General features: G+C 61.2%; 17 protein-coding genes. 9 read left to right on the forward strand and 8 right to left on the reverse strand.

All coding sequences use genetic code 11. The features are described 5' to 3' along the window. Positions 1–28 precede the first annotated feature (28 nt). Positions 29–733, reverse strand: a complete 705-nt coding sequence (locus tag BFW87_RS24965) for a haloacid dehalogenase type II (protein WP_078742378.1) — start codon at positions 731–733, stop codon at positions 29–31. A 115-nt stretch (positions 734–848) separates the two neighbouring features. Between BFW87_RS24965 and BFW87_RS24970 the strand changes: the two genes are divergently transcribed. Next, positions 849–1,694: a LysR family transcriptional regulator gene (locus tag BFW87_RS24970; protein ID WP_078742379.1), complete on the forward strand. Its 846-nt coding sequence runs from the start codon at positions 849–851 to the stop codon at positions 1,692–1,694. On the opposite strand, the gene BFW87_RS24975 is transcribed toward BFW87_RS24970, so the two are convergent. From BFW87_RS24975 to BFW87_RS24995, 5 genes are all read right to left on the reverse strand, one after another. Next, a complete protein-coding gene (locus BFW87_RS24975) occupies positions 1,680–2,933 on the reverse strand; it encodes an EAL domain-containing response regulator (RefSeq protein ID WP_078742380.1) in 1,254 nt (417 codons plus the stop codon). The genes BFW87_RS24970 and BFW87_RS24975 overlap by 15 nt on opposite strands. Before the next feature lie 9 nt (positions 2,934–2,942). Next, positions 2,943–3,326 carry a response regulator gene (locus BFW87_RS24980; RefSeq protein WP_078742381.1) on the reverse strand — a complete coding sequence of 128 codons (384 nt, stop codon included), beginning with the start codon at positions 3,324–3,326 and terminating at the stop codon, positions 2,943–2,945. After that, positions 3,311–4,660, reverse strand: a complete 1,350-nt coding sequence (locus BFW87_RS24985; RefSeq protein ID WP_078742382.1) for a sensor histidine kinase — start codon at positions 4,658–4,660, stop codon at positions 3,311–3,313. Before BFW87_RS24985 ends, BFW87_RS24980 begins: the two co-directional genes overlap by 16 nt. A 182-nt stretch (positions 4,661–4,842) precedes the next feature. After that, positions 4,843–5,250, reverse strand: coding sequence for a DoxX family protein (locus tag BFW87_RS24990; RefSeq protein ID WP_078742383.1), 408 nt, complete (start codon positions 5,248–5,250; stop codon positions 4,843–4,845). A 118-nt stretch (positions 5,251–5,368) separates the two neighbouring features. After that, positions 5,369–5,971, reverse strand: coding sequence for a hypothetical protein (locus BFW87_RS24995; protein WP_254865944.1), 603 nt, complete (start codon positions 5,969–5,971; stop codon positions 5,369–5,371). A gap of 238 nt (positions 5,972–6,209) precedes the next feature. On the opposite strand from BFW87_RS24995, the gene BFW87_RS25000 reads away from it, so the two are divergent. From BFW87_RS25000 to xylB, 5 genes are read left to right on the forward strand one after another with little or no spacing between them, the layout of a single operon-like run. Next, on the forward strand, positions 6,210–7,742 hold the full coding sequence (locus BFW87_RS25000; RefSeq protein ID WP_078742384.1) for a sugar ABC transporter ATP-binding protein: 1,533 nt from the start codon (positions 6,210–6,212) through the stop codon (positions 7,740–7,742). Then, entirely contained in the window at positions 7,735–8,712 is a 978-nt protein-coding gene (locus BFW87_RS25005; protein ID WP_078742385.1) for an ABC transporter permease subunit, read from the forward strand. The genes BFW87_RS25000 and BFW87_RS25005 overlap by 8 nt, the downstream gene beginning before the upstream one ends. 34 nt (positions 8,713–8,746) lie before the next feature. Next, positions 8,747–9,679, forward strand: a complete 933-nt coding sequence (locus BFW87_RS25010) for an ABC transporter substrate-binding protein (protein WP_078742386.1) — start codon at positions 8,747–8,749, stop codon at positions 9,677–9,679. Between the two features lie 23 nt (positions 9,680–9,702). After that, a complete protein-coding gene (locus BFW87_RS25015) occupies positions 9,703–10,695 on the forward strand; it encodes a LacI family DNA-binding transcriptional regulator (RefSeq protein WP_078742387.1) in 993 nt (330 codons plus the stop codon). A gap of 16 nt (positions 10,696–10,711) precedes the next feature. Beyond that, the gene (gene xylB / locus BFW87_RS25020; protein WP_078742388.1) at positions 10,712–12,172 is read left to right on the forward strand and encodes a xylulokinase; all 1,461 of its coding nucleotides are present in this window, start codon (positions 10,712–10,714) and stop codon (positions 12,170–12,172) included. Between the two features lie 170 nt (positions 12,173–12,342). On the opposite strand, the gene BFW87_RS25025 is transcribed toward xylB, so the two are convergent. Continuing rightward, positions 12,343–12,786, reverse strand: a complete 444-nt coding sequence (locus tag BFW87_RS25025; RefSeq protein ID WP_078742389.1) for an Lrp/AsnC family transcriptional regulator — start codon at positions 12,784–12,786, stop codon at positions 12,343–12,345. Positions 12,787–12,895: 109 nt separating this feature from the next. On the opposite strand from BFW87_RS25025, the gene BFW87_RS25030 reads away from it, so the two are divergent. The 3 genes from BFW87_RS25030 (at position 12,896) to BFW87_RS25040 (ending at position 15,528) form a co-directional block, all read left to right on the forward strand. After that, positions 12,896–13,795 carry a DMT family transporter gene (locus BFW87_RS25030; protein WP_078742390.1) on the forward strand — a complete coding sequence of 300 codons (900 nt, stop codon included), beginning with the start codon at positions 12,896–12,898 and terminating at the stop codon, positions 13,793–13,795. A 63-nt stretch (positions 13,796–13,858) separates the two neighbouring features. Beyond that, complete coding sequence (locus BFW87_RS25035) at positions 13,859–14,758, forward strand: extracellular solute-binding protein (RefSeq protein WP_078742391.1); 900 nt, start codon at positions 13,859–13,861, stop codon at positions 14,756–14,758. Next, on the forward strand, positions 14,755–15,528 hold the full coding sequence (locus tag BFW87_RS25040; protein WP_078742392.1) for an ABC transporter permease subunit: 774 nt from the start codon (positions 14,755–14,757) through the stop codon (positions 15,526–15,528). The genes BFW87_RS25035 and BFW87_RS25040 overlap by 4 nt, the downstream gene beginning before the upstream one ends. On the opposite strand, the gene BFW87_RS25045 is transcribed toward BFW87_RS25040, so the two are convergent. After that, entirely contained in the window at positions 15,500–17,488 is a 1,989-nt protein-coding gene (locus BFW87_RS25045) for a peptidase U32 family protein (RefSeq protein ID WP_078742393.1), read from the reverse strand. The two genes, BFW87_RS25040 and BFW87_RS25045, sit on opposite strands and share 29 nt — an antisense overlap. Positions 17,489–17,636 lie beyond the last annotated feature (148 nt).

Below are 17,636 nucleotides of genomic sequence, written 5' to 3' on the forward strand. Positions count from 1 at the left end.
CACACACACACGGCACCCGCGATCAAGTTCACCAATTGATCGATTTGAATAGTTTAGGCACCCCGTCGAGTGTCGGCAAAATCGCATCCGGCGTGTAATCCGCCAACAACTGACGCCCGGTGCCGCGGTCGATCCACACGCACCGAAAGCCGATATCCCGCGCCGCGGCATGATCCAGGTGCGGGCTCGCGCAAATATGCACCACCTGCTCAAGGCTCACGCCCAGTTGCTCATGCGCGTAGTCGAACAAGCGGCGATTGGGTTTGTAGGCGCCGGCCTGCTGCGCGGTAATCACGCGGTCGATATAGCCGCCCAGCTGCGCGACGTTGCCGGCAATTACGTCATCGTCCGTGTTGGAGACGATGCACAGCTTGTAACCCCAATCCTTTAACTGTTTGAGCGTGCCCACCACTTCGGGAAATGGCGGCATCGCGCTGATGCTGTCGGTCAGGGTCGCGCCGTCGTGTTCGTTGGCCGGCAGGCCGAGTTCCTTCAGCGCCAGTTGCAGCCCCAATCCCGCCAAGGTCCGAAAGCTGCGATGCGGCGGGGTTTGTTCCAGCGCGTGTTCGTGATGGTCGTAGACGCTGATCAGGGTATCCCGGTCGACCTGATGCTCGCCTTTTTCTTCAAGGATGCGGTCCACGGCTGCACGCAGGCCTTCGTCCCACTGGATCAGCGTGCCGTAGCAGTCGAAGGTCAGCCACAGCGGGCGAGGGGAGTTATCAAGCGACATGGGGCACCTGCAGGCAATGGTGGGGACAGAGAGAGCATAGGAAGTCTGGTGGTTAGTTGGAAATTAAATTAACCTCTTTTATACAGTTGATTTATCGATAAGCAGGACGCCCGCCATGTTTGATCTTGAACTGCTGCAAACCCTGGTCTGCGTGGTGGACGAAGGCAGCTTCACCCGCGCTGCCGAGCGCGTGCATCGCACCCAATCCACCGTGAGCCAACAGATTCGCAAGCTGGAAGAAAACGTCGGCCAGGCGTTGCTGGTACGTGATCGATCGGGCCAGCAGGTCAGCCCGACCGAACACGGCGAACTGTTGACCCACTACGCGCGCCGCCTGCTGAACCTGTCCCGGGAAGCGCGTGATGCCCTGAGCACCGAAGCCAGCGTGGTGCCTGTGCGCCTGGGCGTGCCTGAAGATTTCGACGCGACGCGCATGGCCTCGATGCTCTCTGAATTTGTGCGCGCCCGCCCCGAAGCGCGCCTGGAAACGGTCAGCGGCATGAGCACTGATCTGCGGCGTCAGCTGGACAACGGCGAGATCGACATCGCCCTGGTCAAGCGCGAAGCCGGCAGCGGCGAATGCCATGCCAGCTGGCCGGAGCCGCTGGTGTGGGTGTGCAGCGAAGGCCAGGACCTGAGCGCCGAAACCCTGCCGCTGGCGTTGTTTCCCCAAGGTTGCATCTATCGCCAGCGCGCCATTCGTACCTTGGACAAAGCCCGGCGCAGCTGGCGCGTCGCGTTTGGCAGCCATAGCCTCACGGGCATCCAGGCGGCGGTGACGTCCGGGTTGGGTATCAGCATCTTGCCCAACACGGCAGTATTGCCCAGCCACCGCATTTGCACGGAACTGCCGCCGGTACCGCCGTCCGAACTGGCGTTGATCAGCGGCGCGGAGCGCCTGAGTGCGACCCACCGCGGCTTGATCGAGTGCCTGCGCGAGGATCTTTCACGCTCCCTGTAGACGCTCCAGCAATAAGCGCTCGAGGGTGTCCACGGGCAAGGGGCGGCTGAACAGATAGCCCTGGATCTGATCGCAACCGGCCTCTTTCAAAAATGCCAGCTGCGCCTGGGTTTCCACGCCTTCGGCCACCGCACGCAAGCTGAGGCTGTGGGCCAACTCGATGATGGTGCGGGTGATCGCGGCGTCCTGCGGGTTGCTGGTGACTTCGCGGATAAACGCGATATCGATTTTAAGCGTGTCGATCGGAAAGCGTCGCAGGTAGGCCAGGCTCGAATAGCCGGTGCCGAAGTCGTCGATGGAAATCTTCACGCCCATGGCGCGCAGCCGCTGCAGGCTGGCAATGGTGTGCTGGGTGTTTTCCATCAGCGAGCCTTCGGTCAGTTCTACCTCCAGCCAGTGCGCCTCGACCCCGGTTTGCACGAGGATGCGCTCGATATCGGCAATCAGGTCGCCCTCGATCAATTGATGGCCGGAGACGTTCACCGAGACCTCAACGGCGCCGATCGCGCCGCGCTGCCATTCGGCAATCTGTTGGCACACGGTTTCGATGACCCAGCGGCCCACCTCGACAATCAGCCCGAGGCTCTCCAGCACCGGCACGAACACGGCGGGGGACACCGCGCCGTAGCCCGGGCGCTCCCAACGCAGCAGGGCTTCAAGCGCACAAATCTGCCCGCCCGCCAGTTCAATCTTGGGCTGGTAATGCACCGTAAAATCACGCTGCTCAACGGCCAGGCGCAGGGCCGTCTCCAGGTCATGGCGGGCCAGGTCATGCACGTTCATGCCGGCCATTGCGCCGGTTTTTTGCTGCAATTGCTGCTCCAGCATCAGGCTGTGGTTTTTCAGTTGATCGCCGCGAGCCTTGAGCCTGAGCAGGTTGCGCACCCGCAGCCATAATTCGACGCGCTCCACCGGCTTGCTGAGAAATTCCTCTGCGCCGGTTTCCAGCCCGCTGACGCGTGCGCTGGGCTCGCTGAGGGCCGAGAGCATGATGATCGGGATGTTTGCTGTGGTTTCGTCCTTCTTTAATTGGCTGGCGACTTCGTAGCCGTCCATGCCCGGCATCATGATGTCCAGCAGGATCAGGTCAGGTGGCTGTTGCGCCACCAGTTGCAGGGCTTCTTCGCCGCTGCTCGCACACAGAGTCTGGTAGCCCTCGTGTTGCAGCAGGGTTTCCAACAGTTTGCGAACCTGGGGTTCATCATCAACGATCAACAGCGTTGCGGGTTGGCTGGCCATGGAGAGGACTCATGTAAGAGGGCTGATGTTCGTATGCAGCAAGGTGTCGATCACCTGGTACAGCTCTTTGTAGCGCAGCGGCTTGATGATGTAGGCATCACAGCCGGCCAGCCGGGTTTTCTCGCGGTCTTCCTTCATGGCCATGGCCGTCAGGGCGATCACCGGGATGTGCGCCGTCAGCGGGTCCCTCTTGAGCAGTGAGGTGGCGGCCAGGCCGTCCATTCCCGGTAGCTGAATATCCATCAGGATCAGCGCCGGCTGCGCGTCCCGGGCCAAGGTCAGGCCGGTTTCGGCATCCGCGGCCCACAACACGCTGTGGCCCGCATTCACCAACAACAAGCGCGCCAGGCGCATGTTGGCTTCGTTGTCTTCGACGATCAGGATTTCGGCCATGAGGCCTCCACTGCACGGAGCAAGGGCAGCCACACGACAAACCGTGCGCCCTGGCCTTCACGACTGGCCACCGCCACGCTGCCGCCATGCAGGTCGGTGAGCTGCTTGACCATCGCCAGCCCAAGGCCCGTGCCTTCGAATTTGCGCGCCAGGCTGCTGTCGATCTGGCTGAACGCCTTGAACAGCTTGCCCATGTCGTCCCTGGCGATACCGATGCCGGTGTCGCTGACGCTTAACTCCAGAAACCGCTGATGCGTACTGGGTTGCAGGGCGAAGCTGTGGGCCGGCCAATCACCGCAAATCTGCCCGACCTGCTCGCGGTCCACTTCGCGCACAGCCAGTGTGACGCTGCTACCGTGTGCGCTGAATTTCACCGCGTTGGCCAGCAGGTTGTAGACGATTTGCTTGGTCTTGCGCAGGTCCAGTTCCAGGCAGCCGACGTCGTCTGTGTAGTCGAGCTTGAGCTGAATGCGTTGCAGCGCGGCTTTTTCGCGCACGATCAGCAAACTGTTGGCCAGCAGCCCGGCAAGCTCTGCGGGCTCCAGTTCCAGCTCCATCATGCCGGCCTCGACCTTGGACAGGTCGAGGATGTCGTTGATCAACGACAACAGGTGCTGGCCGCTGGTGAAGATGTCGCCGATGTATTCGCGCTGGGTGTCGCTCATGTCTCCGACCAGGCCATCTTTGAGCGCCTCGGAAAAACCGATCACCGCGTTCAGCGGCGTGCGCAGTTCATGGGACATGGTGGCGAGGAATTCGGACTTCATGTGGCTGGCGTGTTCCAGCTCGAGGTTTTTTTCTTCCAGGGCTCGCTCGAAGCCTTTGCGTTCGGCTTCCTCCTGTTTGCGCGCGGTGTTATCGGTGCCGATCAGCAAGTAGCCGATGATCATGTCATGGCGGTTGCGCAGGGCGGTCACCGACACCATCGCCGACAGCCGACTGCCGTCCTTGCGTATATAGGTCAGCTCGTAGATGTCCTCGATGCCGCGCGAGGCCTTGAACACCAGGGCTTCGAAGCCTGGAGTGATGGGCGTGTCCAGTTCTGCACTGAGGGCGGCGGCGCGAGTAATCAGCTCTGCGGGGTCTGAAATATCGGCGGGTGTGATGCGGTTCACCACATCGGCGGCGGCATAACCGAGCATGCGTTCGGCGCCGACATTGAAGATCTGGATCACGCCTTTTTCATCGGTGGCAATGCTTGAGAAGTACGCGCTGTTGAAGATCGCGTCTTGCAGGGCCCCGGTCTTGAGCAGGGTTTTCTGGCGTTTGAATTCGACTATTTTTTCAGCCCGCGATTGCGGTTCGGGCGGTTGGTCGGTTGAGCGTGTAGCCATCGCAAGATATCCGTGAACTTCAGGCCCGCCATCGTCAACAGAAGATGGCGCAGAGCATGCTCACAGAAGATCGCACAGAGGCGACGAGGAGGAGATGAGGTCTTTGGACAATAGCAGAGATTATGGCGTTTTGAGGGTTGAAAGCGTCCCCCCGGAAGCTTTCAGCCCTCAACCCAGAGCGGTCAGGCGTGGACGGCGCGTTGCGCGCGCAGGTGATCCAGGCTGAACGTGCCGGCGCCAAACACGGCGATTTGCAGGAAACCGCCGGTGATCGCGACGTTTTTCAGGAAGTTGATCAACTGGCCCTTGTCACCGAAGTGGTTGTGGAACAGCAACGCGGTCAGCAAGGTAAAGGCCGCCATCAACAGCGCCACCGGGCGCACGCGATAGCCCAGCAACAAGGCGGTGGCCAGCCCGAGCTCGACGATCAGCGCAATGCCGTAGGCGAGTGAAGGGAAGGGCGCGCCAGACGCAGCGATGTAGCTGATGGTCGCTTCGGGCGCCATCAGTTTGCCGATCCCGCTGAATAAAAACAGCGCGACCAGCAACGCACGGCCAAGTAGCAAGGTGAAGTTTTGGTTTGAGCTCATGGTGCGACCTGCAGGGTGGTGGGAGGAATTTTCAGCGGATCATTCACCCGCGCCGCTCGCTGTGGAAGGCGTATCTGTTTATTTACGCTATTTGATTTGGTTATACAGCCCTGCGCCTCTATCGAAGGCCAAACATGAAGGCGCCTTTTTCCGGGCACAACGCGCTTTTGGCTTTGGTCGCCAGGCCCCTGTCGCGCAGCTCGTTACAGACCTGCGCAATGTTTTTCGGCGTGACGTACAGGTTGTTGGAGAACCATGCGCGCTTGATCAGCGGCAGTTCTTCCATCGCGCCACCGGCCTTGAGCACGCGCAGCACGATGGTCGAGCAGCTCTTGCGCAGCATCTGGTAATTGGCGTTGGGTTTGCTGCGGATGTTGTACCACTCGGCCTGCATCGCCTGCATATTCAGCCCGGTAATGGTGTACACCACGTGCGGTTTGCAGCCCTCTGCGCGGATGTCCGACTCCAGGAACAAATTGCGTTCCTGCGGCTGCTTGCCGGTCATGGCCGCTCGACCCTCCGGCCACCAGCTCACATACGCGGTGTTGTATTGCTCGATAAACGCCCGGTCGCGATCACGTTCGCCTTCGTTGCGATAACGGTCATAGCGCACTTCGATCATTTTGCCGATCACGGGATCGCCGATGTACATCGCCGCATGGCCCACGTCGGCCCCATGGGGATACCAGATATAAACGACGACGCTTGAGGGTGAGGTCATGACGCATCCTGATGTCTTCCAGTGAATGCAGGAGAAACGGCTGGGCCGACGGGTTTATTCCGCTGTCTTTTAAAATTCATTTCATGAGCGTGCCGAATCTGCGGATTACTGGCTTGTGCGCTTGATGAAACGATTCATCAAGCGATAAACGGCATACGCAAGCGCTTGCGTAAGGAAATGTAACTGACTAGAGTCGGCGGCACTCGATTACAAAAATAATAAATCCAGGAGCTCATCCATGAGCCTTGAACCCTTGCTTGAGATGCAGGGCATCAGCAAAACCTTCAATGGTTTGCGCGTGCTCAAGAATGTCGGCCTGAAGGTCTACCCCGGTGAAATTCACGCCTTGATGGGGGAGAACGGCGCCGGCAAATCGACCTTGATGAAAATCCTCTCCGGCGCTTACCAGGCCGACCCTGGCGGTGAAATCCGCATCAGCGGCCAGCCTGTCGCCACCTTCGACCCCGCCACCGCCAAAGCCCTCGGCATCGCCGTGATCTATCAGGAACTGAGCCTGTGCCCGAACCTAAGCGTGGCCGAAAATATTTACCTGGGCCGTGAACTGCGGCGGGGCTGGACCATCGACCGCAAAGGCATGCAGGCCGGTTGCGTGGAAGTGCTGCAACGCCTGGGCGCCGAATTCAAACCTTCCACCTCGGTCAGCAGCTTGTCGATTGCCGAGCGCCAGTTGGTCGAAATCGCCCGCGCCCTGCACGGCCACGCGAAAATCCTGGTGATGGACGAGCCGACCACGCCGCTGTCTTCACGCGAGACGGACCGCCTGTTCGCGCTGATCAAACAACTGCGAGGCCAGGGCCTGGCGATTATCTACATCAGCCATCGCATGGCCGAGATCTACGAGTTGTCGGACCGGGTTTCGGTGCTGCGCGACGGCCAATACATCGGCGAACTGACCCGCGATGCGCTGTCGGCCGAAGTGCTGGTGAAAATGATGGTCGGCCGCGACCTCTCCGGTTTCTACAAGAAGGAACACGCCGCTTACAACCCCGGAGACGTGGTGATGCGCGTGCGTGACATGGCCGACGGCAAGCGTGTGCGCAACTGCAGTTTCGACCTGCACGCCGGTGAAGTGCTGGGCATTGCCGGGCTGGTCGGGGCCGGGCGTACGGAATTGGCGCGGCTGATCTTCGCCGCCGACCCACGCACCAGCGGCACCCTTGAAGTGGTCGGCAAGACCGTGACCCAATTGCGCACCCCGGCAGATGCTATCCGCGCGGGCGTGGTGTACCTCACCGAAGACCGTAAGGCTCAGGGCCTGTTCCTCGACATGAGCGTGGCGGACAACATCAACGTCTGCGCCTGCGTGCCGGACGCCCATGCCGGTGGCGTGCTCGACCGTGGCCACGCCTTGCAGCGCTCAAACGACGCCATCAAGTCGCTGTCGATTCGTGTGGCGTCGGGCAAGGTCAACGTCGGCGCGCTGTCCGGCGGCAATCAGCAGAAGGTCTTGCTGGCTCGCCTGCTGGAGGTCAAGCCGCACGTGCTGATACTCGACGAACCCACGCGGGGTGTGGACATCGGCTCCAAGTCCGAGATCTACCGCATCATCAATCAACTGGCGCTGGCCGGTGTCGGCATCGTGGTGATTTCCAGCGAGCTGCCGGAAATCATCGGTACCTGCGACCGTGTGCTGATCATGCGCGAAGGCCAGTTGGTGGCCGAAGTTGGCGGGGCGTCCGGCCACGTCATTTCCCAGGAACGTATTATTGACCTCGCCACCGGTGGCGATCAGGTGGTAGCCAATGGCTGAGTTGAACGTTGCAACAACAGGTAAAGCCGAGCGGGTTCGCGAGCTGATGCGCACGGTCGGCATGCTGCCGGTGCTGATCCTGTTGCTGGTGGGCTTTGCCCTGGCCAGCGAGAACTTCCTGACGGTACAGAACCTGTCGATCATCACCCAACAGGCCTCGGTCAACGTGGTGCTGGCGGCGGGCATGACCTTTGTGATCCTCACGGCGGGCATCGACCTGTCGGTGGGCGCGATTCTCGCGGCCTCGGCCGTGGTTGCCTTGCAGGCCTCGATGTCGCCGCAGTTCGGCATGTTCGGGATTGCTGCCGGCATCGGCTTTGGCCTGTTACTCGGCCTGGTAAACGGCGGCTTGATCGCGTTTATGCGCCTGCCGCCGTTTATCGTGACCCTGGGTGCGCTCACCGCCATGCGCGGGTTGGCGCGCTTGCTCGCCGATGACAAAACCGTGTTCAACCCCGACTTGCCGTTTGCATTTATCGGCAACGACTCGGTGCTCGGTGTGCCTTGGCTGGTGATCATTGCCGTGGCCGTGGTGGCACTGTCGTGGTTCATCCTGCGCCGTACGGTGATGGGCGTGCAGATCTATTCGGTGGGCGGCAACCCGGAAGCGGCGCGGCTGTCGGGGATCAAGGTGTGGAAGGTGTTGCTGTTCGTCTACGCCATGTCCGGTGCACTCGCCGGGCTCGGTGCGGTGATGAGCGCTTCGCGCCTGTTCGCCGCCAATGGCCTGCAACTCGGGCAATCCTATGAGCTGGATGCGATTGCGGCGGTGATCCTTGGCGGCACCAGTTTTACCGGCGGCGTCGGCACCATCGGCGGCACGCTGATTGGCGCGCTGATCATCGCGGTACTCACCAATGGCCTGGTGCTGCTGGGCGTATCGGATATCTGGCAGTACATCATCAAGGGCATCGTGATCATTGGCGCGGTGGCGCTGGATCGTTATCGCCAGTCCGGTGCGCGGACCTGAATTCACTCAAACAACAATCACAAGAGAGACCCGCATGAACGTCAAACGCCTGTTTCCCGTTATTGCCTTGGCTGCCCTGATGTCCCAAGCCGTCGAAGCCCGTGAACTCAAAGCCCTCGGCATCAGCATGGGCTCGCTCGGCAACCCGTATTTCGTGACCCTGGCCGACGGCGCCACAGCCCGGGCCAAGGAGCTGAACCCCAACGTCAAAGTGACCTCGGTGTCGGCTGACTATGACCTGAGCAAGCAGTTTTCGCAGATCGACAACTTCATCTCCTCCAAGGTCGACCTGATCCTGATCAACGCGGTTGACCCGTCTGCCATGGCCTCGGCGATCAAGAAAGCCCGCGATGCGGGGATTGTCGTAGTGGCCGTGGATGTGGACGCCAAAGGCGTCAACGCCACCGTGCAGACCGACAACGTCGAAGCCGGCAAACTGGCCTGCCAGTTCCTGGTGGACAAGCTCTCCGGCAAAGGCAATGTGATCATCCAGAACGGCCCGCAAGTCACCGCGGTGACCGACCGCGTCAAAGGCTGCAAGGCCGCGCTGGCCGCTGCACCGGACATCAAGGTGTTGTCCGATGATCAGGACGGCAAAGGCTCGCGCGAAGGCGGTTTGAACGTGATGCAGGGTTACCTCACGCGCTTCCCGAAAATCGACGGCCTGTTCGCGATCAACGACCCGCAAGCCATCGGCAGCGACCTGGCGGCCAAGCAGCTTAAACGCAGCGGCATCATCATCACCTCCGTGGACGGTGCGCCGGACATCGAGAACGCGCTGAAAACCGACACGCAAATTCAGGCCTCCGCCAGCCAGGACCCGTGGGCCATGGCGCAAACCGCCGTCAACGTGGGCAATGACATTCTCAATGACAAGGCCCCGGCCGAAGCGGTAACCCTGCTTACGCCAAAACTGATCACCCGTGACAACGTCGGGTCGTACAGCGGCTGGTCGAGCAAACATTGATCCACTGAAAGGGGAGCAGCGCTGTGGTCACCATGGATGACGTGGCAAGCCGAGCGGGGGTGTCGACATCGACGGTGTCCCATGTGTTGAACGGCACCCGCAAGGTCAGCCCCGATACGGTGCAGGCGGTACAGCGGGCGATTCAGGCGTTGGGGTACATCCCCAACACCCTGGCGCGCTCGCTGGCGCGTTCCAGCACCAGCACGATTGGCGTGGCGATTTCGGCGCTGTCCAACCACTACTTCAGCGAGACGGTGCACGCGATTGAAACCGAGTGCGCCAAGCACGGCTACATGATGCTGTTTGTCGACACCCACGACGACCCGGAGCAGGAGCTGCGGGTGGTCACGGCGCTGCATCACCGGCGTGTCGACGGAATTTTACTGGCACCGTCCACCGGCTCGCGGGCCCTGGAATATTTGCAGGCGAACGAGATGCCGACGGTGCTGGTGGATCGCATGATGAGCGATCAATTTGATCAGGTCGGGGTGGAGAACACCCTGTCCACGCAGGCGCTGATCACGCACTTGATTGAACACGGGCACCGCCGCATCGGGTTTATCGCCGGGCGCGCGGGGCTTGGGACGACCGATGAGCGCGTCGCGGGTTATCGCGCCGCGTTAGAGGTGGCTGGCGTGGATTTTGATCCGCAGTTGCTGGTCAACGGCGGCTCCAACAGCGAGCCGGCCCGGGCTGCAACTGCGCAATTGCTGGGGTTGCCGGTGCCACCGACGGCGATTATGGCGGGCAATAACCTGATGACGCTGGGCGCCATGCACGCTCTGCGTGATGCGCACATTGAGGTGCCAGGGCAGATGTCCCTGGTCGGTTTTGATGATTTTGACTGGGCGGATTTTTTCGTGCCGCGCCTGACCCTGATCGCCCAGCCGGTCAAGGCGCTGGGCGCTCGCGCGGTGCAGATGCTGTTGCAGCGCATGGCAACGCCAGACGCGCCGACTCAGAGCGTGCGCCTGACGCCGAGCCTGCAATGGCGTAATTCCTGTGGCTGTATCTGATTGGAACCACCCTCGTATGAGCAGTCCTGTTTCCCTCGGCATTGATCTGGGCACTTCTGAACTCAAGGCGATCCTGATGGACGCCGATGGCGTCGTGCTGGCCCACGCTGGCGTGCGCCTGAGCGTCTTGCGCCGTCACAGCGGCTGGTCCGAGCAAGCCCCTGAAGATTGGTGGCAAGCCTGTTTGCAGGCGCTGTCGGAGCTGCGTGGCCATGAAGCGTTTCGGCGGGTGGCCTGCATCGGTCTGTCCGGCCAAATGCACGGCGCGGTATTGCTGGGCGATGACAACCGTGTGTTATATCCGGCGATCCTGTGGGATGACTCGCGTGCCGTCGCCGAGGCCGAACAACTCGGCGCGGGCTTTGCCGAGGTGACCGGCAGCCTGCCCATGGCCGGGCTCACTGCGCCGAAACTCTTATGGTTGCAGCGACATGAACCTGAGGTGTTCAAGGCGATTGATTGCGTGCTGTCACCCAAGGACTACCTGCGTTTGCGCTTGAGCGGTGAGCGCATCAGCGAGATGTCGGACGCTGCCGGCACGCTGTGGCTGGATGTGGCACGCCGTGAATGGTTCACCCCGATGGTGCGCGCGACGGGCCTGACACCTGCGCAGATGCCGAGACTGGTGGAAGGCGGCGCGGCCAGTGGGCTTTTAACCGCGACCGGTTTGGGGTTGTCGCCCGAGGTCGTTATCGCCGGCGGCGGTGGGGATAACCCGGTGGCTGCGGTTGGCATCGGCGCGATCAACGCCGGTGACGGCTTTATCACCCTGGGCACCAGCGCCGCGATTGTCGCGATCACCGACCACGCCGCCGGCAACCCGGCGAGCGCCGTGCACAGTTTTTGCCATGCGCTGCCAGACCGCTGGTACACCATGGGCGCCATGCTGGCCGGTGCCAGTTGCTTGCGCTGGGTCACACGCCTGACCGGTACGGCGGATGAACAGACGCTGCTGGACCAAGTGCAAGCGCAATTGCCGATCGCACAGCCGGTGCCGCTGGATACGCCATTGTTTTTGCCCTACCTGGCCGGCGAGCGCACGCCCCACAACGATCCTTTGTTGCGCGGCGGGTTTATGAGCCTGGGGCATGACTGCACGCCGGCGATGCTCGGTTACGCGGTGATGGAGGGCGTAGGTTTTGGTTTGCTGGATGCCTTGCGCGCAGTGCAGTCAGCCGGTGCCAGCGTCGGCGCCTGCGCGTTGGTGGGCGGCGGCGCGCGCAGCGATTATTGGGCGCAGTTGCTGGCGAATATCCTGCAGCGGGAGATTTTTACGCTGCAAGGCAGTGAACTGAGCGCGTGCATTGGCGCGGCGAAGCTTGGGTTCCTGGCGATTGGGCAGGGTGCGCAATTGCTGCAAGCGGGCATGCCGGTAAAGGCGCGGTACTTGCCTGATGTCTCCCAGCAGGAGGTGCTGGAGATTCGTTATCGTAAATTCCAGGGTTTGTTAAACGCCGCGAAGGGACTGCACGGCTGAGCGCTTTTTGTGGCGAGCGGGCTTTCTGTGGCGAGCGGGCTTGCCCCGCGTTGGGCTGCGCAGCAGCCCCAAAATAGTCACCGCGTTTTTCCAGGCATATTTCATCGGCTGGTATGGGGCCGCTTCGCAGCCCAACGCGGGGCAAGCCCGCTCGCCACAGTGAGGTGAAATCACTCATCCGCCAACGGCGGCAACCGGCGTTTCACCGGAGTCTTCTTGACGATGGCGGTGTTGGTTTCGGCGTAGACATTCAGGCGGTCGAGCAGGGTGTCCAACTGTTCCATGGTGCGCACATGCAGGCGGGCGATAAAGCAGTCTTCGCCGGTGACCTTGTCGCACTCGGTGAACTGCGGGATGGCCTGGATCTGGCGTTCCACTTCCTGCAATTTGCCGGGTAATGGCCGAATGCGAACGATGGCTTGCAGCAGGTAACCGAAGTGTTTGGCGTCGATATCGACGGTGTAGTGGGTCAGTACGCCGCGTTCTTCGAGGCGGCGCAGGCGCTCGCCGACGCTGGGCGAGGACAGCCCGGTGAGCCCCGCCAGGGCTTTGAGGGACAGGCGCGAATCGTCCATCAGGGCGGCAATCAGTTGCTGGTCGATGGTGTCAATCATGGTGCCTGCCTAATAAGAAAAGGTGATTTCCAGGATTTGCCTTTTTTAGTCGCTGGAGCTGCTGCCAAACAGATTGCCATAATTGAGCCTCATTTGAGGAGCACTCATCGTGGACACATCTATCCGTCGCGGGTCGTGGGAAATGGTCGCCGCCATGCTGATCTCGGGCACCATCGGCTGGTTTGTGCTGGTGTCGGGCGTGTCGGTGATCGAGGTGGTGTTCTGGCGCTGTGTGATCGGCGGGCTGACGTTGCTGCTGGTGTGTGCCTGGTTGGGTTACCTGCGCCTGGATTTGCTGACGTGGGCCAAATTCGGTCTGGCGATGCTCAGCGGCGTGGCCATTGTCGGTAATTGGTTGTTGCTGTTCGAATCGTACTCCCATGCCTCGATCGCCATCAGCACGGCGGTTTATAACCTGCAGCCGTTCATGTTGGTGCTGTTGGCGGCGGTGTTTCTGGGTGAAAAAATCACTGTGCAAAAACTCGCGTGGTTGAGCGTGGCATTCCTCGGCATGTTGGCGATTGTCACCGCCCACGGTGAGGAGCAAAGCGGTGGCAGCGATTATCTGTCCGGTATTGCGCTGGCGTTGGGGGCGGCATTTTTGTATGCGATTGCTGCGCTGATCATCAAGCGTTTAAAGGAAGTGCCAGCCCATTTGATGGCGCTGATTCAAGTCGCCACCGGCGCGCTATTGCTGGCGCCGCTGGTGCCGTGGAACAGCCTGCCGGCCTCGACGCAGGCCTGGGCAGCACTGGCGACGCTGGGCGTGGTGCACACTGGTTTGATGTACGTATTGCTGTACGGCGCGATCCAGAAACTGCCGACGGCCATCACCGGGGCGCTGTCGTTTATCTACCCCATCGCCGCGATTTTCGTCGACTGGTTTGCCTTCGGCCACCGCCTGGGCTGGCTGCAATGGCTGGGCGTGGCGGCGATTCTGCTGGCAGCGGCAGGCTTGCAGCGCGGCTGGTGGTGGCGCGCGAAAGTATCGCTGCCACAGGTTTCATGAAGCGCCTGCGACGGCTTCGCTACTATTCGCCGCTATATATCAATGGTTATAGCGAGCGAGCCAATGCTGAGCAAAACCACGGGATGGCTACTCGGTAGCCTGCTGTTGAGCGCCGCGATGTCGGCCCACGCCGAGGGGCAAATTCATGTGACCTACGCCGGCTCCATGGGCGTGGTGATGGACAAGGCGCTGGGCCCGGCGTTTGCCGAGCGTGAGAAGGTGACGTATCAGGGGCAGGGTGAGGGCGCCTATGGTTTGGCGCGGCTGCTGGCGTCGAAAAAGTTGCAGGCGGATGTCTTCGTTTCAATCACGCCGGGGCCGATCGAGATTCTGCAAAAGGCCGGTCTGGCCGACCATGGGATTCCGGTTGCCAGTACTCGGATGGTCATTGCCTACAACCCCAAAAGCCGTTTCGCATCGCAACTGGCCAGCGGCACCTGGTGGCAAGTGCTGCAAACCCCCGGCCTGCGCTTTGGTCGTACCGATGCGGGCACTGATCCTCAAGGGCAAAACATCGTATTCACGATGAAACTCGCGGAAAAGTACTACAAACAACCGGGCCTGGCTCAACACATCCTCGGCGATGTGCAAAACCCGCAGCAGGTCTTCGGCGAAGGCGGCTTGCTGACCCGCCTGCAAGCCGGGCAAATCGATGCGGCCTCGGGCTACGAGAGCGCGACGATATCCGCCAAGCTGCCGTATGTTGCGCTGCCCGATGAAATCAACCTGAGCAACCCGGCCTTCGCGAAGGATTGGTACGACACCGTCGACCTGCAACTGCCTGATAAAAACGGCCAACCGCAGACCCTTAAACCACAACCCTTGGTGTTCTACGCCGTGGTGCTGAAAAACGCCGCGCATCCACAACAGGCTGAAGATTTTGTGAAGTTCTTGCAGTCGGCTGACGGCCAGCAGCTGTTTGAAGCCAATGGGTATGGCCAGCCGAAAGGCGGGGTGCTTTGAGCCGAGCGCTATGGCTGGGCTTGCCGGCGACAATCCTGTTGGCGATTCCCTTTGTTGCGCTGATGGGCGCCACAGACTGGATGCAGCTGCAGTTGGCTTACGGCGATGGCGCTGCGGTGGCGGTCTCGCTGGGCTTGAGCAGTGTGTCGACGCTATTGATCGTGCTGCTTGGCACACCGCTTGCCCTGTGGCTCGCGCGCAGTCAATCTGCATGGCGTGGCGCTTTGCAGGCGCTGCTGCTGGTGTCTCTGCTGACGCCGCCGCTGGCGATGGGCATTTTACTGGTCACCGCCTACGGCCCTTACGCCACCCTTGGCGAAACGCTGGGCCGACTGGGCATTACCCTGAGCAACAACCTGCCGGCGTTTATCCTCGCGCAGCTCTATGGGGGTTTGGCGTATTACATTCTCTGCGCCCGCACGGCGTTCGAGTCCGTACCGCGTTCGATAGTGGATGCGGCCAGAAGCCTGGGCTGCTCGCCAGCTGAAGTATTTCGTCGGGTGACCTTGCCCGTGACCCGACGCGCCTTGGCCAACGCATTGGCGATTGTCTGGGTGCGGGTGATTGGCGAGTTCGGGATTGTGATGGTATTTGCCTACTTTCCGCAGGGCATACCGGTGAAGTTGTTCGTCAACCTGCAAAACGAAGGCGTAGACAGTGTCTACGCCTTGTTGTGGTTGCTGCTGCTGGTGACCTTGCCGTTCCCGCTGTGGTGCCTGTCGGTACACCAGCGGGGTTCGGTCAGTGCATCCCGCGCGGGATGGTTTTGAGCAGGTCATCCGGGCTGATGTAACCAACCACGCTGCCAGGTTGCGGTAAACCCAGGATATGCCCCTTGATCTTGCCCACCACGTGCATTTCGCACGGCTTGCAGTCGAATTTCAGGGTCAGCACTTCATCACCGTGGATCAACTGCATCGGCGCCACCTTGGTTTTCACGCCCGTCACACCCTTGGCCTGTTTCGGGCACAGGTTGAACGAGAACCGCAGGCAGTGCTTGGTGATCATCACCGGCACTTCGCCGGTTTCTTCGTGAGCTTCAAAGGCCGCATCAATCAGCTTCACGCCGTGGCGATGGTAAAACTCGCGCGCCTTGGCGTTGTAGACGTTGGCAAGGAACGACAGGTGCGCTTCCGGGTACACCGGCGGCGGCGTGGTCTCGGCTTTACGCCCGCCACGTGGGTGAGCGGCAACACGGGCCGCGGTCAGCGCTTCGATCACTTCGCGGCGCAAGGCCTTGAGCTGTGAGTTGGGAATGAAGAACGCGTGCGGCGCGTCGAGCTGGATGTCAGTGGCGTGATACTCAGTGGTGCCGAGTTGGCCGAGCAGGTCGCGCAAAGTGTCCAGCGCCTGTTCCGGCTTGTTGGCCACGCCAAACGGGCCGGGCAGGGTGATGCTGGCGCTGATGCCTTCTTCGCTGGTGGCGGTGACTTCCAGCTGTTCTTCACGCAACCGTGCGGCCCAGGACAAGCCGATACGGCGCTCGGACGAAGTCTTGAGCAGCGCCTGTTGCCAGTTATGGTCCAGGTTGCGGTTCAGCGGATGGTTCGGGCGCAGTTGATGCAGGCCCGCCGGCATTTCATTCGGCTCGACGCGGTAGCGGTAGCGCTTCTCGCCGTCTTCTTCGAACTCGCCCTTGGGTTCGGCGATGTTGGCGCGAAAACCCACCACTTCGCGCTTGATCAGCACATTCAGGCCGTCGCCGTTGGACAGCGGCTCATGGGTGACCACCTGCAAGTCGCGCTTGCCGGCTTTCTCCACCACACCCACCGGCAGGCCGGTGAAGGTCGGGGTGTCGAAGGCGCCGATATCGATCTTGCGATCGGTGACGAAGTAGTCGGTGCTGCCGCGGTGGAAGGTTTTTTCCGGGTCCGGCAAGAAGAAGTGCGCGGTACGGCCGCTGGACGCACGGGCCAGGTCCGGGCGGTCTTCAAGCACGTCGTCAAGGCGCTGGCGGTAGTAGGCCGTGATGTTCTTCACATAGCCCATGTCCTTGTAGCGGCCTTCGATCTTGAACGAACGCACGCCCGCTTCGACAAGCGCGCGGATGTTGGCGCTCTGGTTGTTGTCTTTCATCGACAGCAGGTGTTTTTCAAAGGCCACGACGCGGCCCTGGTCGTCTTTGAGGGTATACGGCAGGCGGCACGCCTGGGAGCAGTCGCCACGGTTGGCGCTGCGGCCATTTTGCGCGTGGGAGATGTTGCACTGCCCGGAAAACGCCACGCACAGGGCGCCGTGGATGAAGAACTCGATGGCTGCCTCGGTTTCATCGGCGATGGCGCGGATTTCCTGCAGGTTCAGCTCACGGGCCAATACCAGCTGCGAGAAACCGGCCTGATCGAGAAACTTGGCGCGGTCGAGGGTGCGGATGTCGGTCTGGGTGCTGGCGTGCAGCTCGATGGGCGGAATATCCAGTTCCATCACGCCCAGGTCTTGCACGATCAACGCGTCAACGCCGGCGTCGTAGAGCTGATGGATCAGCTTGCGCGCGGGTTCCAGCTCGTTGTCATGCAGGATGGTGTTGATGGTGGTGAACACACGGGCGTGATAACGGCGCGCGAATTCGACCAATTGAGCGATTTCGCTCACCTCGTTACAGGCGTTATGGCGGGCGCCAAAGCTTGGGCCGCCAATGTAGATGGCGTCGGCGCCATGCAAGATAGCCTCGCGCGCGATGGCGACATCGCGGGCCGGGCTGAGCAATTCCAGGTGATGCTTGGGCAAGGACATAGTTTTTTTAGTCAGGCTTGTCACGGTTGAGGCGCGCATTGTAGCTGTGAAATGCTGGGCGGGCACCTACCGCAGGACAGCCGGGTCGCGCAGCCCGTGCGCTCGATACTTTCGGACTGAAAACCCAATCAACTGTGGGAGCGGGCTT

Origin of the sequence: Pseudomonas fluorescens, assembly GCF_002022275.1 — a bacterium.
Classification (GTDB): domain Bacteria; phylum Pseudomonadota; class Gammaproteobacteria; order Pseudomonadales; family Pseudomonadaceae; genus Aquipseudomonas; species Aquipseudomonas fluorescens_AJ.